The organism is Paenibacillus plantarum (genome assembly GCF_013141695.1).
In the GTDB taxonomy this organism is placed as follows: domain Bacteria; phylum Bacillota; class Bacilli; order Paenibacillales; family NBRC-103111; genus Paenibacillus_E; species Paenibacillus_E plantarum.
Window position 1 is genome coordinate 61,123 of the sequence record NZ_WHNY01000066.1, and the last position, 18,068, is coordinate 79,190.

Sequence of the window (18,068 nt, forward strand, 5' to 3'; positions counted from 1 at the left end):
TAATGGAGAGAAATTATCGAATCATTGGGCCCTATATACATATTGGAAAAGGGGATGTTCCTCATGGCAATAGCAACGCGAATATATACCGAACAACTACATGTTTCTTATGATAAATTGAAAATCATCAACGATCTGAGTATCGAGATTCCAACGGGCAAGATCACCGCTTTGGTCGGTGCCAATGGATCGGGGAAATCGACGATATTGAAGGCGATGTCGCGACTATTGAAGCCGACGGAAGGGACCGTGTTCCTAGATGGCCATTCCATTCATCATCAATCGACGAAGGAAATCGCCAAGAAATTAGCAATTCTACCGCAGTCGCCATCCGCTCCGGAAGGCATTACAGCCGAAGAACTAGTAGGATATGGTCGTTTCCCGCATCAGCGCGGCTTCCAGAAGATGTCCAGCGCCGATCGTGAAATCATCAACTGGGCGTTCGAAGTGACGGGGATGACAGCGTTCAAGGATCGTCCGATCGATCATCTATCAGGTGGTCAACGTCAACGGGTATGGATCGCTATGGCATTAGCGCAGCAGACCGATATGCTGTTCTTGGATGAGCCAACAACTTATTTGGATATGGCGCATCAGCTTGAGGTTCTCTGTTTGTTGAAGGAAATTAACGAGCGTCACAAGACGACAATCGTCATGGTTGTGCATGATTTGAATCATGCGACGCGTTATGCGGACCATTTAATCGCAATTAAAACAGGGAATGTCGTCTATGAAGGTTCACCGATGGATATTGTAACACCGCAAATGCTGCTCGACGTGTTCGCTATTCATGCTGATGTCATCGTGGATCCAAGGGCAGGCGTGCCGCTCTGTATCCCTTATGGCTTGGTATCGGATGATGAAGTTGTGGCGGAACCGGAACGTAAAGTAGCAGTAACGAGTGCTTGATTAGCTTAAATGAGCCTGTGAAAGAGGTGCCCCCAGACCGGGAGGTGCCTTTTCTTTGTGGAAATGAAAGGCTTCCCTTGTGTTCAGGGAGGATTTTTGGCACAATACTAACTAGATGGTACGCTTCGGCTGCTTAGAAGAACTGGACTGCATGTGATAGTCTTGAAAAGAGGATAACGGAATGAAACTTTCATCCATATATGGATTAACTTTTGATCAACTGGTCGCTTGGCTGGCCGAAAAAGGCTACAAAAAATCGCGCGCCCTGCAAGTATGGGACTGGCTGTATCGCAAGCGGGTCGCTTCGTTCGCAGAAATGACGGATGTGAAAGCGGATTGCTTGGCCACATTAAGCGAGCATTTTGCTATTCATACCTTGAATGAGCACACGCGGCAGGAATCGGCGGACGGCACGATGAAATTCCTGTTCAAGCTATCGGACGGCAATTTGATCGAAACGGTCCTGATGCGTCATAAATTCGGCTTATCCGTCTGTGTGACGACGCAAGTGGGTTGTAATATTGGCTGCAGCTTCTGTGCCAGTGGCTTATTGGCCAAGAGCCGTGATTTGTCCGCCGCGGAAATCGTGGAACAAATTATGAAAGTCCAATTTCATTTGGACGCTATGGGCAAAGCGGAGCGCGTCAGCCATATTGTTGTGATGGGAATTGGCGAACCCTTCGACAACTTCGTGAATATGGTCGATTTTATCCGCGTCGTGAAGGATCAGAAAGGTCTGGATATTGCAGCAAGACACATCACAGTATCCACCAGCGGTCTGGCACCCAAAATTAGAGAGTTCGCGGACTCGGATTTGAAAGTGAATCTCGCGATTTCCTTGCATGCGCCAACAAACGAGCTTCGTACACGCATCATGAAAATCAACAAAGCGATTCCGATCGAGACGTTGATGGAAGCGATTGAGTACTATTTAGAGAAAACGAATCGTCGTATTACGCTTGAGTATATTCTGCTCAAAGACGTGAACGATGGCAGAGAGCATGCGCTTCAACTGGCTGAGCTGATTCAGCATATCCGCCAGCTGGCTAATGTGAACTTGATTCCGTACAATCCGGTGGATGAGCACAGCCAGTATCAGCGGAGTGAGCGCGAATCGGTGCGTGCCTTCTACGATACACTCAAGAAGCAAGGCATCTCATGCAGCGTGCGTCTGGAGCACGGGTCGGACATTGATGCCGCTTGTGGGCAACTGCGAAGCAAGCAAATCAAACAATCCACAGGGGATAACGTTGTGGCTGGATAATAGATAGGCCTGTGGGTGATCTTCATTCACAGGCTTTTTCCTTGTCTGTTTTCCAAATAGAGGAATTAAATGACTGAAGTAGAATGAGTAAAGTGAAGATAATTAAGCTTCATTAACTTTTGTGAATGCGCTTACGAATAAATGTAAGCTTGGCCATACAATTTTAAAAGAGTTCTGGGGGAGCGTAATGAAACTTATTCAAGTAGAGGAATTAACCAAGAACTTTCGCCAAGCTGTCAAAAGTCCAGGTTTAGCCGGTGCTGTTAAGCATCTATTCACCCAGTCCTATCGTGAGAAACTGGCTGTTGACCGTATCAGTTTCTCGATCGAGGAAGGGGAGGCCGTGGCCTATGTTGGGCCGAATGGGGCAGGGAAGTCGACCACGATTAAAATGCTGACAGGCATACTTACACCCACAACGGGAAGCATTGTTGTCGATGGCCTAGTCCCCTATCAGCAGCGCACGCGCAACGCCAAAACGATAGGCGCTGTATTCGGTCAACGCTCCCAGCTTTGGTACGACATCCCAATCATTGAATCGTTCTCCTTAATCAAAGATATTTATGAAGTTCCGTCCGACGTGTACAAACGAAATATGGATCGGTTTACAGAAATGCTTGGTTTAGCTGAATTTCTGAATCTTCCCACACGCAAACTATCGTTGGGACAACGTATGCGGGCTGATTTAGCGGCAGCCCTGCTGCATAATCCGAAAATTATATATCTCGATGAGCCTACGATTGGATTGGATATTTCGGTGAAAGTGAAAATCCGTCAATTCATCAAAGAGTTAAACAAGGAGCAAGGGACAACCATCGTTTTAACGACGCATGATCTTGAAGATATCGAGGATATTTGTCGCAGGTTGATTATTATTGATCATGGAAGGATTCTCTACGACGGGTCACTTCAGGCGGTGAAAGATTCCTTTGCGCGCGAGCGGACGTTTCACGTGCAATTGAAAGAGGAGGCCCCTCAGCTTGCCCATATCATTCGGCAGCACCCGGAAATGATTCTCGAGGAGCAGCAAGGCCGACAATTGTCCATTCGTTTCGACCGGCTGCGCTTTACAGCGGGCGAGATTCTCGCACTCGTCATGCAGTATGGCGAGATTATTGATTTTCGCATCGATGAACCGAGAATTGAACAGGTGATTCGCAAGCTATATGACGGGGAACTGGAGTTGAATCAACAACTCATGGGGGCCTACAACCGATGAGAAAATACATTACACTCGCCAAGTTAGCTATGCAAGCTGCTATCGCGTATCGCATGTCTTTTTTGATCAATATGTTAGGCGGGATGTTTTTCATCATTGCCATGTTTTATTTATGGGAAGCGATTTATCAAGGAAAACCAGTAATAGTTAATTTTACTTGGGAACAAATGAAAACGTATTTATTTGTCGCGTATTTATCGAATTCGCTGCTTTCTTTTTATTCAGAGGGGAAAATCGGCGGCCGTATTCGTAGCGGTGAGGTGGCGATTGACTTACTTAAACCGCTGGATTTTCAGAAAGCACGTTTTGCGGAGACGATCGGAACGAGTGTGATTGAAGGAGGCTTGACTGTTGTCTTGATGGTCGGACTGGCCATCGTATTTGAAGGTATTCAGCTGCCGACACATGCGCTGACATGGGTGTATTTTATCATCAGTATGTTGGGTGCGGTTGTGATCAAATTCGGTGTCGTTTATTTGTTTGCGCTATGCTGCTTCTATACGGATAGTGTATACGGCATATCGCTAGCGCGAGCTGCGGTGACGAATTTGTTTTCAGGCGCGTTAGTGCCGTTTGCGTTTTTGCCAGGTTGGCTCAATACCTTATGTGAGGTGCTCCCATTCAAGGGGATTGTGTATATCCCTTCCATGATTTATTTAGAGCAATGGAATGGCAGTGTGCTGTGGCAAGCCATCGGCGAGCAGTTTCTATGGGCTGCCGGTTTATGGATACTTGGAAGCCTATTGTACAGCAGAGCCGTTCGTCAAGTAACGATCTATGGAGGGTAATCGCATGCGTCGGACTATGTATTTGTATGCGCGTCTGTTTAGCCAGCAGCTGAAGGCGATTCTGGAATATCAGGCGGATTTCTTAATTCTAGTTGTTGCCGCTATGCTCACACAGGTGCTCGGATTCGTGTTTATTTGGCTCGTGTATCAGCGCATTCCTGTCGTGCACGGATGGAGCTACTGGGAAGTGATATTTGTATTTGCGATGGTGAACTTTTCGACAGGGATCTCACAGTTTTTCTTTGAGGGAACGTGGCGCATTAGCGGATTGATTAACACGGGTGGCTTTGATCTTATTCTTCTTCGCCCCATTTCGCCTACATTACAAATCTTGAGCGGTGCTGTTGGGATGAATGGGCTCGGGAACGCCCTATTAGGTGGTATCATGCTGTTCCAGGCGCTTTCACATGTTGCCATCGACTGGTCCATTCTTCGTGTAGCGATCTTCATTCTGCTCTTTCTATGTGCACTCGTGATTCGTGTGGCGATTAATTTGGCATCGAATAGCCTATCCTTCTGGACGGGCGCGCCAGGCAATGCATTTCCCATGATGGTTAGTAGTTTATCGGAGTTCGTGAAGTTTCCTTTGACGATCTACGCTACGGGTGTACAACTGTTTTTCTCGATCATTATTCCCTATGCATTTATTAATTTTTATCCGGCATCCTACTTGTTTAATAAACCAATGGGAGGGACGATGGGGGTGCTGACACCAATCGTAACGGTGCTGTTTGCGGCAGCATCTATCTGGATATTTAGAAAAGGTCTGACACGTTATGAGGGCACGGGGAGTTAACGTGTACATAACTGGTACAAGCACTTCCGGTGATATCGGGGGTGCTTTTGTTTATATCGGTTTATGTAAAAAGTATCGATCTGATGCTGATGTGGACAATCGTGGCATACAATGAATACAAACGATCAATGCTATCATCCTGCTCTGTTATAACTACTCGAAAATGAATCGAAGGGAGTGGTGAACTTGAACAAATGGTTGCTTGCTCTAATCTGCAGCATTGCTTTATTCACAGCGACAGCTGTCTACGCTTCTGACCCGTTTCAGATTGGCAGGCAAGTTAAAGTGAATGGCAAAGTGCTCGACACACAGGTGGAAGTAACAAGTGATGGGACGACAATGACCTCGACTCGAGCGATTGCGGAGGCGCTTGGTGCAGAAGTGAACTGGAACGAAGCGTTGAACACGGTTGAAATTCGCAGTACAGAGGATAATAGGATGTCATATGCCAAGTATGTGTCCTCTCTCCTTCACGGTACATATAGTTTGAACATGGAGATCATGGGAGAGAATCTAGGCGTGCATGCCGATACGACAGTCGTGTTCTCGGATGGTTATGTGGATGTGCCTGACAACACGGATTTTCAGAAGCTTTTCCTCCTCCTCCTCGCTGATCAAATGGGGGATCTACCACTATCGAATAAGCGTATCGAATTCTGGTCCAATAAAGAGCTTGCTCAGGCGTATGTCTCTGGGGACTATCGCGTGGATGGGCTGGAAGGATGGTCGGGGTTGAATGCCCGGTTTGGCTTGCTAACGAACGAGGGAGGAAGTCAATCGCTTTCGCATATTCTGAGTGTTCATGAGCGTGACAACGTCTCGATTGGCAAATATAAGCCCCAATAACACCAAAAGCCGTCCTTGCAGTCAACCTGCGTGACGGCTTTCTCATTGGTGTTTAGTTGCGACTACGTACGATCATCATTAGGCCGCCAGCGACGATGAGCCCAATAGCGATGATGGAATTGTTATGGAATAGCGTCCCGAAGATGGAACCGATAGAGAAGATCGCGAAGAACAGCAGCGACATCACCGATAGGATGTTAATCGGAATAAGTAAATATTTATTGCGGCCGCCGAACCAATACAGTTCGAACAAGCCGACAGCCACAGCGAGCATGAAACCTGGCCACATGAGGTGCCAAATATCAAAAAGTGTGGAGATTTGGCACACGATACCTGCCGTTAGTAGAATACCACCTGGAACAAGCACGCCTACGCCTCGTCGCTGCGTGATGAAGAAGTACAACCAATGGAAGAAGACCCCGACGGGAATAACGAAGAGTGTCGGCCAGAAATATTCAAAAATAGTGCCTGAGCTGAACGATACATCCCCTTTTAGAAACAAAAAAACACCTAGCAGAATCAGGATCGGCCCGAGAAAGGCACTGCGATTCATATTCATATTCAATTTGTTCACTCCTATTGTTGGATTCATTACTCTAAGAATACCATGACAGGGTACAAGTGTCTTCAGACTATAGGGAAGGACGAAGATCGGTCTGAGGACTGATTTAACTGGAAAACGTACATCTAAATTGTCCCAATTCGTCATTGAAAAAGGATTAACTGGATTTCCTACAGCTAATTTCGCACATTCCGTCCCAAAGCGCCTCAAACCCGAAATTTAACTACCTAATATCCATCTAATTGAACAAATTGGCCTATTCTCGCTTGAATAGATGTAGTTTTTCCAGTTAATCCAAATCCAATCTACTCAAGTGCTTGGAAGGGAAGTTGGCTGCGTGCTTAATGGGAAAGGGGGCTATTTTGGATTTTGGAGGAGTAAATGGAGATGAAGTAGTCGGAGGGGGCTGTAAAATGCGTGGTTGGGGAGACAGGTGCTTGAGGAGCAGTGACGCAGGAGCGGTAATGCAGGAGAAGTAATGCGGGAGCAGTATTGCAGGTGAGTAACTGAAGAGGCAGGAGTGTAAGTAGCTTAGGATCCCCCACACGTCAAAAAGCCTTCCCCCCACAACGTGGAAGGAAGGCTTTAACAGAAGGGGCAGGAGCCCCTATAAACCCTAACTAGAAAAACTTCACGAGCTCATCCTTGATCTCGTCGTTCGAACCGCCAACCACCTTCTGGAACTGTGGTTTGTCGAACAGCGCTTGGATTTGCTCCGGATACGTCTGCGCAATACCGCGCAAGCGGATCGACTCATCGAACTTCGCCGGATGCGCAGTGGACAAGGATACCGTTACCTCGCCAGCGACGGCGAGCTTATCGGCTGCAGCCACACCGCACGCGGTATGCGGATCGAGCAGGTACTCGTACTTCGCGTGGTAGTCGCTGATCGTGTCGAGACACTCGTCGTTCTTCACGCCGTACGCAGCGAAATCAGCCTGTACGGTCTTCAACTTGTCGGCAGGGATAACAACGCGGCCTTCGGCCTTGAACTGCTCCATGATCGCGTTAACAGCCGCAGCGTCTTCGCCGTACAGATAGAACAAGTAGCGCTCGAAGTTGCTAGCAACTTGAATGTCCATGGACGGGCTATACGTACCACGGAACTCGCCTGGTTGATACACGCCTTCTTGTACGAACTTCTCAAGAATATTGTTCTCATTCGTAGCCAGAATGAGCTTGTTGATTGGAAGTCCCATCTTCTGAGCCAAGTAGCCAGCAAAAATATCGCCAAAGTTCCCCGTCGGCACGCTGAAATTCACCTTCGCAGCCTGCCCCTCTTGTGGCAGTTGGAAGTAGGCGTAGAAATAATACACCGTTTGCGCCAAAATGCGGGCAATGTTGATCGAGTTAATCGCGCGCAAATGGTAGCGGTGCTTGAACTCAACGTCTGCGAAAAGCTCCTTGATAATGCGTTGGCAATCATCGAAAGTACCTTCAACCGAAAGATTCAACACATTCGCGTCATTGACGGTTGTCATTTGAAGTTCTTGTACCTTGCTTACCTTCTGGTGCGGATGCAGGATACAGATACGGATGCCCTCTTTACCGCGAACGCCCTCGATTGCGGAAGCTCCTGTATCACCGGAGGTAGCTCCGAGGATGTGGATGATCGAATTCGTTTTGCGTGAAACGTATGAATATAGATTGCCAAGGAATTGCAGGGCAATATCCTTGAACGCAAATGTAGGCCCGTGGAACAATTCAAGTACATACGTGTCATCGCTCAGACGTTTAACTGGTGTTACGGCTTCGTCACGGAACGTTGCATAGCTTTCATCAACGAGCTGCTTCAGCTCATCGCGTGGAATTTCGTTGTTCACATAGAGCGAGAAGATTTCTAGGGCTAGCTCTGAATAGGAGAGCTTCGACCAGCTTTGAAGTGTGTCAGCGGATAGCTGAGGGATGTGTTTCGGTACGAGTAGACCGCCGTCATTGGCCAATCCCATCAGGATCGCATCGATGAAGCCGATAGGTTCTACTTTGCCGCGAGTGCTAATGTATTCCATATGAGTCCCCTTATACGATTGAATTTTCAGTTATTGTATCAAAAAACAGAACATTTGGACAGTGTACATCCGTCACAGGTACGATTCTTTCAAAAACAAAGAGAGGCTGTCTCAAAAGTCAATTTTGACTTTTTGAACTAGCCCCTCTTTTCGTTAATGACCGATGATTAGTAAACCTGCTTCCCGCATGTAACTGGATTTTCTCCATCTATTTGAAGTGGAATTCTCGAATTTGAAAGATTAACTGTATTTCCTGTAGTTAAATTCCTTCGATTTACTCGATTTTTCAAATTTCATAAAAATTAAATGTAATTTTTCCATTTAATTCTCAAAATACGTCAGATTCGAGCAAATTAGCTGTAGTTTATACATCTAAACACGAATTGGCGGTCACCATGCGCCGAACACACTCACTGTCGTTCCCCTGCGATACCGAAAGTTATATCAAGCAAAGATGCTATTCTTGCGCTGCTTCTACAACGATTTTCCAAGCGTTGCTGATCGGCGGCAAGCTTTTGGTCATCATAGGGCCGTAGAATCCGATAACGTTCGCGCCTTTAACCAGCGCGGATTTGTCAATGGGATCACCCTTACCGTCTACAATGGCTGTGTCAGCACTAATGGTAAGAACAACCTCACTCGGCGCATCATCGGTAAGCCCTTGGCCTTTAACAAGAAGGCTGCCATCTTCGCGTACAGCTTCAATGACGCCAGCCGTACCTAAGGCACCCTTATGAGCTGCCGTATCAAGCACAGTAATGTTGGAAGTGGACGTTTGCGGCGGCAAACTAAGTGTCATCGCCATGGAATGCTCTGCAGTGATCGTTAAACCAACGTGAAGATCAGCAAGTGTCAGCTTTGTGCCGTCAAGCATTTGGTAGGTCGTTTCCGGGTTCACATTGAGAACGATACCGCCAGTACCCGTGTCTTGAATTTGAATCTGAGCGTTATCGCCTGTTGTGCGAATGGAGGTAATGACGCCGGTCGATTGCACTTTTTTCGCCTCGGCTTTCGTAGAGATGGCTACGTTATTGCCTTCTGTCACAGCAGTGGCGTGCAGAATTTTTGTAATGAACGAAGCAGGCACATACAACTTGCTGTCCACCAATTCAGGTGCGGTGCCAAGTTCTGTCAACATTTTATTAATCGTATAGCGATCTTCGCCAGTTTTAACCGTTGTAAACAGGTTGCCCTTCGAGAGATCTACGGAATAGGTTTCGGGGTTCCACGTTAATGTAAAGCCAAGGCTTTCACTCACAGCACGTAAGGGAATCATAGGCTCTACGGCGCCGGATTTCACATAGCCCTTCTCGGTTGCTTCTCCATTCACTTGAACAGAAACATCAAGCTGCGTCTTTACAGGCTTAATTTGCTTCGCGTGCATATCGGGAATAACAGCATCCGTGGTAGCTGCATAAGCGGCTCCTGTGGTCAGCATGCTGGATAAGGAGAGAATGGCTAGTGTTTTTTTCATCATAGGTTTCATCGTGTGTGTAACTTCCTTCCTGTATGTAAAATATGGGTAATGTTCTGCTCTCTCTGACGCGGGTGTAAGTGATAAGGTTGCAGAAGAGCTGAAAGTTTCATTTTAGACGAGATACAGAGTGGACTTCATAGAGTGGAAACTATAGAATCAATGAGTGTGCCAAGAAATTGTAAAGAGGTGGTAATGGTGTCTTTTGTTATGAAGCTTCGCTGGTTTTTCAAAGAGAGATGGAAGTATTATGTACTCGCAGTCTCGCTCTTAATCGGTGTGAATATCTTAGCGACGATTCCGCCCAAAATGATCGGGAATATCATTGACCATATTCGTACTGGAAGTTTAACAGCTTCCGGGCTTCATTATACGGTTTATTTGCTGATTGGGCTTTCGCTGCTTCTGTATGTCATGACCTATTTGTGGATCACGAATTTATTCGGTAACTCCGCTTTGGTGGAGAAGCTGCTTCGAGGGCGATTGTTGACGCATTTGTCCAAAATGTCTCCTCCGTTTTTCCAACGCAACACGACGGGGCAGCTGATGGCGCTGGCGACGAATGACATTCTAGCCATTGGTCAAACGTCCGGTTACGGTGTGATGACGCTCGTCTCTACGATCGTGGGAGCATCTGTCGTCATCATCACGATGGTGTCGCTGATTTCGTTCAAATTAATGCTTGCAGCGTTAATTCCACTGCCTTTTCTAGCTGTAATGATTAATATGTTAGGCAAAAAGGTCCGCACGCGCTTTCTGGCGGCACAAGCCTCCTTCGGTGTGATGAATGATCATGCGCTGGAATCGATCTCTGGTATCCGAGTCATTCGTTCTTATGTGCAAGAAACGCACGATTTGAAAGCCTTCGATGAAGTTACATCGGATGTGATGAACAAAAACCGCCGCGTTTCGATGCTCAATGCGCTGTTCCAACCGCTGACCTCGTTGATCGTTGGACTCAGCTATTCGATCGGTATCGGATACGGGTCATATCTCGTATTCCAAGGCGAAATCACGCTGGGACAGCTGATTTCCTTCAATATTTACCTCGGTATGCTCATCTGGCCGATGATTTCCTTCGGCGAGTTTATTAACGTTCTGCAGCGGGGGAGCGCCTCGGCAGATCGTCTCGATAAAGCACTGACACAGCAAGCTGATATTGTCGATGCTGAGAAGCTTGTCCACGTCGCTGTGCCTGAACGCATCGAGATGAACGATCTGACGTTCACCTACCCGACTGCGAATCATCCAAGCCTTGTCCATGTCTCCTTTGAGTTGCAGCGGGGACAGACGCTTGGGATCGTCGGCCGGACCGGCAGCGGCAAAAGCACGCTCCTCAAGCAACTGCTGCGCCAATATCCCATTGATCCAGGCAAGCTAAGCATCTCGGGTGTACCCATCGAGCAAATCGCCATCGATCAAATCAAACGTTGGGTTGCCTACGTGCCTCAGGAGCATCTGCTGCTATCGAAATCCATACGCGATAATGTCGCGTTAGGCAAGCATACGGCATCACCGGAGGAGATTGCGCACGCCGTAGAGATGGCTTCTTTTACCCAAGATATTGCCCAAATGCCTGATGGTTTATCAACAATTGTTGGTGAGAACGGCGTGATGCTGTCCGGCGGACAGAAGCAGCGTCTAGCGATTGCGCGAGCGCTGTTGATTGATTCGGAGATTTTGCTGCTGGATGACTCGCTCTCCGCGGTTGACGCTCGTACGGAAAGTCGCATTCTCCAGCATATCCGCAAGGAACGAGCGGGGCGTACGACGCTCATTTCCACACACCGACTTTCTGCTGTGAGCCACGCGAACTGGATTCTCGTCCTGGATGAAGGCCGAGTCATTGAAGAGGGCACCCATGAGGAGCTTATGCAGTTCGGTGGCTGGTACCGTGAACAGTGGGATCGTCAACAGATGGAAGCCAGTCTAGAAGAGTAAAGGAGGACAACTATTTTGTCTAAACCGACTACGGCCAGACGACTGATGTCTTACGCACTCGTCTACAAGTTCAGAATTCTCGGAGCGCTGCTCATTCTTAGTTGTTCAGTAGCTGCCGAGCTGGGCGGGCCTTATATAACGAAAACGATTATTGATACCTATCTCTCCACAGGTGCGCAAGAAATGGCGCCAGTGCTCAAACTGTTAGGCCTGTATATGGCTCTACTGTTAACCGCAGGTCTATGTAATTATTCACAAGCCTATATTCTTCAATCTACCGCCTTGCAAATTATTAAAAACATGCGGATGGATTTGATGGGCCACATTCAGCGTATTTCTCTGCGTTATTTCGATAACACGCCGATAGGCCAGGTTGTTTCGCGTATCGCCAATGATACGGAAGCTGTCCGGGATCTGTTCATGAGCTTCATGGCCTCGTTCGTTGTCAGCATGCTGCAATTGGTCGGGATTTACGTTGCACTGTTCCTATTGGATTGGCATTTAGCCTTATTCTGCTTGGTGCTGCCGCCGATTTTTGTAGTGATTATGTATGTGCATCTCAAATATTCGAAAATCTTCATCACCATTATGCGTGCTCGACTTAGCGATATGAACGCGATGATCAATGAATCGATCGTCGTGATGCCGATTATTCAGGCTTTTCGTCGCGAGAAAGTGACGCTGGAAGAGTTCGAAGTGCTGAACATGGATCGCTATGTGAACCAGCGGAAGCAATTTCAAATTTACGGTCTTTCCACACGTAACGTGGTCGGGACGATCGGCAGTTTGGTGACGGCGATGGTCATTTGGTATTTTGGCGGAAAATCGCTGGAGACCGCCATTTCGTTCGGGGTGTTCTATGCGTTTATTGATTATTTAGGTCGGGTTTTTCAGCCGATTATCGGGATTTTCGATCAGTTGACGAATGCGCAGCGGGCTTTTGTATCCGCGGAAAAGGTGTTCACCATTCTTGACATGGAAGGTCAAGACGTTGAGAAGGTAGACCACGTAGAGCGCCCTGAGGGCATCGTGAAGTTCGATAATGTCACCTTCGCTTATAAAGAAGGGGAGAACGTCTTGAAGGGAATCTCTTTCGAGGCGCGAAAAGGGGAGACGATCGCCCTGGTCGGGCACACCGGCTCAGGCAAAAGCTCCATCCTCAACCTGCTGCTCGGCTTCTACGAGCCCGGTGAGGGCGCGATCACGATTGATGGCCGCGATATCAGGGACATGTCCAAGCAAGCCCTGCGTAAGCATATGGGAATCGTGCTGCAGGATCCGTTCCTGTTCGCGGGGGACATCAAGTTCAACGTCAGCTTGTACAACGAGGATATCTCTCTCGACAGAGTGAAGGCTGCGCTGCACGATGTTGGCGCAGCTGGCTTTATTGAGCAGCTGCCGAAGGGTTACGACGAGCAAGTCGTCGAGCGGGGCAGCACGCTGTCCTCCGGCCAGCGACAGTTGATCTCGTTCGCGCGAGCGCTGGCGTTCGATCCGTCGATCCTGATCCTCGATGAGGCCACAGCCTCCATCGACAGTGAGACGGAAGGGCTCATCCAGCGTGCGCTGAAGGTTGTGAGTGAAGGGCGGACGACCCTCGTCATCGCGCATCGGTTGTCCACGATCCGCGATGCGGATCAAATTCTTGTGCTGCACCGCGGCGAGATCGCCGAGCGGGGCAATCACGATACGCTCATGGCGCTAGGCGGGCGCTACGCGAAAATGTACCAACTGCAGAAGGGTTCTTCGGCAGTTGTAGGGTAAAGGAAAAGGGGCTTCCTCGGTTGATGAGGAAGCCCCTTTCAATTTAGAAAGATTTAGTAGAATTTAATCATATGATGTCGAATGAGTGCTCCGCCCGGGAATCACGAAAGACACCGTGGTCCCTTCACCAAGTTTGCTTTGAATTTGCAATCCTTTTCCATAATAGCGTGTCAATCGAGCATGTGTATTTAACAATCCAATCCCGTTTTTTGTTTTATTTCCCGGATTGAGCAACTCGCTAAGCTGCTTGTCAGTCAGGCCGACCCCGTTGTCTATCACACAAAAAACGGCAGCATCCGTTTGCTTCTCGATTCGAATGTGGAGAATACCGCCATTCACCCGTTTTAAAAGGCCGTGTCGAACGGCATTCTCAACAAGCGGTTGAATGGTCAACGGGGGAATCAGCATTTGAGTATCTACGTTCACTTCCCATATTACCTGCAAGCGATCTTCAAAACGCTGCTGCTCAATGTATAAGTAGTTTTTTACCAGTTCAAGCTCCCGTGACAGCGGTACAAGTTTACCTGCGGTTAAGAAGCCAAAACTGATACGCAGGTAAGAAGTGAATGCCTCTACTAGTGTTCGCATTCTCTTCGAATCAATGTCACTTAGCGCTACAATCGAATTCAGTGTATTAAAGAGAAAGTGAGGATGGATTTGGGCTTGCAAATAAGCAGCTTCCATACTTAATCGTTCATTGACCGCTTGCTTCAGAGTTGAAAGCGACCATGCACGATATTTCAATTCCAATGCATCGACAGGTTTCGTAACGTAATCATTTGCTCCGGCAAGGAAGCCTGCATAAATATCTTCCGGTTCGCTCCGAGCTGTCAACAAAATAATAGGCAGTTCGTACAGTGTAAACCGTTTGCGAATGAACCGTGTCAATTCGTAGCCTGACATGTCCGGCATCATGACGTCAGCAATGATCAGATCCCACGCTTCATCATTCAGCTTATCTAGCGCATCCCGTGCTGAATGTGCCGTTTCTATAAAATAGGCATCCGAATACAAGATCCGAGTAAGTACCTTTAAATTGATGGGATCATCATCAACTGCCAGAATTCGGATCTGATCACCGCTCCCCGGAATCCTTGAGAGATGTTCCATTTCTTTGCCATCATAACTGGCGGCTGTTTCCTGTGCTGTTCGTACCTCGGTGGACATAACAGATGTTGTATCATTCACAGGGAAAATAAGCGGCGTGAACGATTGAAGCTTCTCATCTATTGCAGAAATAATCGGCAGCTTGAAGCTGAACACGCTTCCTTCGTCAGGTTTCGATTGTACAGTCAATTCACTGTTGTGCAATTCGACAAGCTCCTTGCAAATGCTAAGACCCAGCCCGATGCCGCCGCTTCCATAGGCTCCCTGCTCATACCGTGTAAATACTCGCTCTAACGTAGCCGCATCCATACCTATGCCTGTATCCTTTACATAAACCCGCACATACTTGCCCTCTTGTACGGCTGCCAGTTCAATACTGCCCTTTGGCGTATTCTTAAGCGCATTATGCAGTAAATTGACTATGATCTGCAACAATCGTGCCTCATCTGCGTAGACGTGGGGTAAATCGGCCTTTATGTTTAAGTGCATTTCTGTCTGCGTGCCCCCATCGTTCAGAAACCGCAGCATATCCATTACGCCAGGAGCCAGGGACTGTAATTGCACACTCGTCTTGCACAGCGTAATCTGCTTTTCCTGCAATCTCACGACATCAAGCAAATCATTAACTAGAAATGACATACGGCGACTAATTCTGATAAGCAGTTCCATATCGTATTGGCTCTGTTCATCTAGCATAGGCTTCTTTCGGTTAAGCACACTTTCGGCGATATTCATAATGCCGTGCAACGGCGTGCGGAGCTCATGTGAAGTATTAGCTAGAAAGCGATCTTTCAACTTCGTAGCCTCAGACAATTGGCTGTTTAGCAACTCATTTTGCTTCGAATGATAGAAGTACCTCTTAAACCAGTAAGCAGAGAAACTTGTAATCGCGGCAAGCAAATCCAACGGATAAAACATGAATTGAGACGTTCCCGTATAATACACATTTCCCCATAAGATATTGTTCAAAACACTTACGGCGGAAAATAGTAGAAATAAAGCGCCTACGCCATTAAGGAGAACCATGCGTAAGAAATAATACGTCGCCCACAACAATGGCACGTAGTAAAGCAACATGTAATACTCTCTCTGAACGGAATAGAGTGTAATCTTGGGGGAGCCAAAAATGACCAACAGCGTATAGGCAATAAGCAAGAATGTGTAACTAATAAACACAATACCTCTACGTTGAATGCCGAAGAGCTCTCTGCCCATCAATAGTGTAAAAAAGGAAAACCATGTGTAGGCAAGGATTGTAAGTTTCAGAGTCCATTCGAAATCCACATGCAGCCATACAAACAAGAGGCCGTCATGTTTCACCCCAACCGTAAGAGCTGCTGTGATCATCACTAAGGCAAATATAATGAATCCCATTTTTCGTACATTCATTAGATAAAGGATTAGTGCATACATGGCATGAAGCAGAAAAATAACGAATACAAGAAGTTGAAAACTAGTTGAATAGGAGTAGATTCGGTCAACGATATCCTGTTTTCCAAACTGTACGGGCTTAAGCTTAACTATGCCGCCTTTCATAGAAGGCTCGTAATTAGCAGTCCGAACGAATATATCCAATGTTGTGGCGCCTGCTTGCACGTAGGTTACGATGAAGGAACCGGATTGATTCACATGAGCCCCGTTCACCATGGCCATTACACCTGACTTAGCAAGCAACTCCCCATTGATTTCTACTTCATCGAAGGAATGAATGGACCGAAACAAGACATTAACCGGCTCAGATATTGGCTGATCCAATACGATTCGTACATGATAGGTTCCGTATTCGTAGGTCGCATTTCGATCAGCCTCAGGTGTGGGAATCCAGTCACCAGGCAATTGCAGTATTTGTGGCTTGGATACAACTGTCGTATTTGACGCACCAATCCACTGATTCGGATAAAATTCCCACTCCCCATCTAGGAGGAAAGTTTTGGATTCAATGGTCTCTACGCCGCGCAAATTCAGAACGCCTTGCTTCACAGTTGGCTGTGAAGGTGATGATAACTGCTCATACCAATACAAGCGCATCGCACTAAGAAGACAGATGAACAACATCAGGTACATAATATGGCTAAGTTTATACTTGTTTTTCCAGAATTTCATAAGGGCCTCAATCTTCGATAAGAGAGTGGATTCTGAGTTAATCTAAGCACCTCTACATTAAAGTTCATGTTGCGTAGGGTTTTTCCAACGATTATACCAATCTGCTACAGACGGATTAACAGTAGATACACCGAATTCGTTCTCAAGCATTGTTTTCAAAAGCCAATATTGTTCTTCGACTGCGGGGCGATTGCCGAGCGCATCATAATGTTTCATTAAGTTGAAGTAGCTACCATCGTGCGTGGGCATCATCTTATGGATAAGTTGGTTTAGGTGGATGGCATCATGCAGTAATCCTGAATCGGTATAAAATGCTTCCAGGTTTTCTGCATGATGCAACCATAAACAGCGCAACCGTTCTCGTTCGCTTTCTGCCCATAAGTAGCCATAATCGCTTAAATAGTCGCCTTTATACGAATCAAGCACGAGTACATGTTCAGGAATGGTCTGCACGGTCAGCAGGGGTAACCGCTTCAACTGAATTTCCCATTCTTCTATATCCAAAAGATTAGGGCCGATAGAAAGCCTGTAACCGGCTTCGAGAATACCTGAGCTAATGATAACTTCCGTTATCCCGCTTTGTTTCAAGGTATGTCGAATTTGATAAATCGTCGTATATAATTGTGCGGTTCTTGCCGCATGATCGAGATGGCCCCAGAGCAGCTCAATCAAGGTGGTACGGTCAATCATCCGGTTCCGATGATGCAATAAATAAGCAAATAATTCTTGAGCCTTGGAAGTGCGCCATTTCAAAGGTTGAGGTTCATTATTGGGTAGTTGAAGGTATATATGATTAAAACAACCGATTAGCGGTTCGGTTGTTTTAATCCGTTTATCCTTTTGATCGACTCTTACTTGCAAACGTTTGACCGTCTTCTCTAGTCGAGCCAGTTGAACGGGCTTCAAGATGTAATCGATTACACTTAGTTCAAAAGCGTTAACAGCGTAATCATCATAGGCGGTTACAAACACGATCTCAATAGAGGGAAACAATACCTGAAGCTGTTCTGCTATCTCGAAGCCGCTTATTTCAGGCATATTAATGTCCAGGAATATGGCATCCGGATGTAACGGACCTATCATGTCGATGATCAGTGTGGGATCCGAATACATACCAATCACTTCAACTCCGCCAATCTCTTTTTCCAGAAGACTCTTAAGATGGATTAAAGACAACCGTTCATCATCAGCTAGTACAACTCTCATGTTTCCCTCCATAAATAACCAGAAGAATATGTCGTATTTTAGTGTAGCATTGTCAAGACCAAATTGTAACAACTCGATCT

Annotated in this window: 13 protein-coding genes; 8 read left to right on the forward strand and 5 right to left on the reverse strand. The window is 46.9% G+C overall.

Translation table 11 applies throughout. From position 1 onward, the window contains the following. Window positions 1-63: 63 nt before the first annotated feature. From GC096_RS23080 to GC096_RS23105, 6 genes are all read left to right on the forward strand, one after another. Window positions 64-909 carry an ABC transporter ATP-binding protein gene (locus GC096_RS23080; RefSeq protein WP_171633526.1) on the forward strand — a complete coding sequence of 282 codons (846 nt, stop codon included), beginning with the start codon at window positions 64-66 and terminating at the stop codon, window positions 907-909. A 181-nt stretch (window positions 910-1,090) separates the two neighbouring features. Beyond that, window positions 1,091-2,173: a dual-specificity RNA methyltransferase RlmN gene (rlmN, locus tag GC096_RS23085; RefSeq protein WP_171633527.1), complete on the forward strand. Its 1,083-nt coding sequence runs from the start codon at window positions 1,091-1,093 to the stop codon at window positions 2,171-2,173. Between the two features lie 187 nt (window positions 2,174-2,360). Then, the gene (locus GC096_RS23090; RefSeq protein WP_171633529.1) at window positions 2,361-3,392 is read left to right on the forward strand and encodes an ABC transporter ATP-binding protein; all 1,032 of its coding nucleotides are present in this window, start codon (window positions 2,361-2,363) and stop codon (window positions 3,390-3,392) included. Further along, window positions 3,389-4,180, forward strand: coding sequence for an ABC transporter permease (locus tag GC096_RS23095; protein WP_171633530.1), 792 nt, complete (start codon window positions 3,389-3,391; stop codon window positions 4,178-4,180). The genes GC096_RS23090 and GC096_RS23095 overlap by 4 nt, the downstream gene beginning before the upstream one ends. Before the next feature lie 4 nt (window positions 4,181-4,184). Continuing rightward, on the forward strand, window positions 4,185-4,976 hold the full coding sequence (locus tag GC096_RS23100; RefSeq protein ID WP_171633532.1) for an ABC transporter permease: 792 nt from the start codon (window positions 4,185-4,187) through the stop codon (window positions 4,974-4,976). A gap of 186 nt (window positions 4,977-5,162) precedes the next feature. After that, window positions 5,163-5,822, forward strand: a complete 660-nt coding sequence (locus GC096_RS23105) for a stalk domain-containing protein (RefSeq protein WP_171633533.1) — start codon at window positions 5,163-5,165, stop codon at window positions 5,820-5,822. Window positions 5,823-5,874: 52 nt separating this feature from the next. Here the strand turns inward: GC096_RS23105 and GC096_RS23110 are convergent, their stop codons facing one another. The 3 genes from GC096_RS23110 to GC096_RS23120 form a co-directional block, all read right to left on the reverse strand. Further along, window positions 5,875-6,381, reverse strand: a complete 507-nt coding sequence (locus GC096_RS23110; protein WP_171633610.1) for a hypothetical protein — start codon at window positions 6,379-6,381, stop codon at window positions 5,875-5,877. 623 nt (window positions 6,382-7,004) lie between these two features. Further along, entirely contained in the window at window positions 7,005-8,393 is a 1,389-nt protein-coding gene (gene thrC / locus GC096_RS23115; RefSeq protein WP_171633535.1) for a threonine synthase, read from the reverse strand. 457 nt (window positions 8,394-8,850) lie between these two features. Continuing rightward, window positions 8,851-9,879, reverse strand: a complete 1,029-nt coding sequence (locus GC096_RS23120) for a copper amine oxidase N-terminal domain-containing protein (protein ID WP_171633537.1) — start codon at window positions 9,877-9,879, stop codon at window positions 8,851-8,853. A 183-nt stretch (window positions 9,880-10,062) separates the two neighbouring features. Between GC096_RS23120 and GC096_RS23125 the strand changes: the two genes are divergently transcribed. Both GC096_RS23125 and GC096_RS23130 read left to right on the forward strand, forming a co-directional pair. After that, window positions 10,063-11,808 carry an ABC transporter ATP-binding protein gene (locus tag GC096_RS23125; protein WP_171633539.1) on the forward strand — a complete coding sequence of 582 codons (1,746 nt, stop codon included), beginning with the start codon at window positions 10,063-10,065 and terminating at the stop codon, window positions 11,806-11,808. Window positions 11,809-11,853: 45 nt separating this feature from the next. After that, window positions 11,854-13,572 carry an ABC transporter ATP-binding protein gene (locus GC096_RS23130; protein ID WP_171633612.1) on the forward strand — a complete coding sequence of 573 codons (1,719 nt, stop codon included), beginning with the start codon at window positions 11,854-11,856 and terminating at the stop codon, window positions 13,570-13,572. Window positions 13,573-13,635: 63 nt separating this feature from the next. Here the strand turns inward: GC096_RS23130 and GC096_RS23135 are convergent, their stop codons facing one another. Both GC096_RS23135 and GC096_RS23140 read right to left on the reverse strand, forming a co-directional pair. Beyond that, window positions 13,636-16,782, reverse strand: coding sequence for a hybrid sensor histidine kinase/response regulator (locus GC096_RS23135; RefSeq protein WP_171633540.1), 3,147 nt, complete (start codon window positions 16,780-16,782; stop codon window positions 13,636-13,638). A 57-nt stretch (window positions 16,783-16,839) separates the two neighbouring features. Continuing rightward, window positions 16,840-17,988, reverse strand: a complete 1,149-nt coding sequence (locus GC096_RS23140) for a response regulator (RefSeq protein WP_171633542.1) — start codon at window positions 17,986-17,988, stop codon at window positions 16,840-16,842. Window positions 17,989-18,068: the final 80 nt, after the last annotated feature.

Coding starts and splice junctions, on each gene's coding strand:
- GC096_RS23140 (WP_171633542.1), bottom strand. CDS start 17,988: ATGAGAGTTGTACTAGCTGATGATGAACGGTTGTCTTTAATCCATCTT.
- GC096_RS23095 (WP_171633530.1), top strand. CDS start 3,389: ATGAGAAAATACATTACACTCGCCAAGTTAGCTATGCAAGCTGCTATC.
- GC096_RS23110 (WP_171633610.1), bottom strand. CDS start 6,381: ATGAATATGAATCGCAGTGCCTTTCTCGGGCCGATCCTGATTCTGCTA.
- GC096_RS23120 (WP_171633537.1), bottom strand. CDS start 9,879: ATGAAACCTATGATGAAAAAAACACTAGCCATTCTCTCCTTATCCAGC.
- GC096_RS23130 (WP_171633612.1), top strand. CDS start 11,854: ATGTCTTACGCACTCGTCTACAAGTTCAGAATTCTCGGAGCGCTGCTC.
- GC096_RS23080 (WP_171633526.1), top strand. CDS start 64: ATGGCAATAGCAACGCGAATATATACCGAACAACTACATGTTTCTTAT.
- GC096_RS23100 (WP_171633532.1), top strand. CDS start 4,185: ATGCGTCGGACTATGTATTTGTATGCGCGTCTGTTTAGCCAGCAGCTG.
- rlmN (WP_171633527.1), top strand. CDS start 1,091: ATGAAACTTTCATCCATATATGGATTAACTTTTGATCAACTGGTCGCT.
- thrC (WP_171633535.1), bottom strand. CDS start 8,393: ATGGAATACATTAGCACTCGCGGCAAAGTAGAACCTATCGGCTTCATC.
- GC096_RS23125 (WP_171633539.1), top strand. CDS start 10,063: ATGGTGTCTTTTGTTATGAAGCTTCGCTGGTTTTTCAAAGAGAGATGG.
- GC096_RS23090 (WP_171633529.1), top strand. CDS start 2,361: ATGAAACTTATTCAAGTAGAGGAATTAACCAAGAACTTTCGCCAAGCT.
- GC096_RS23135 (WP_171633540.1), bottom strand. CDS start 16,782: ATGAAATTCTGGAAAAACAAGTATAAACTTAGCCATATTATGTACCTG.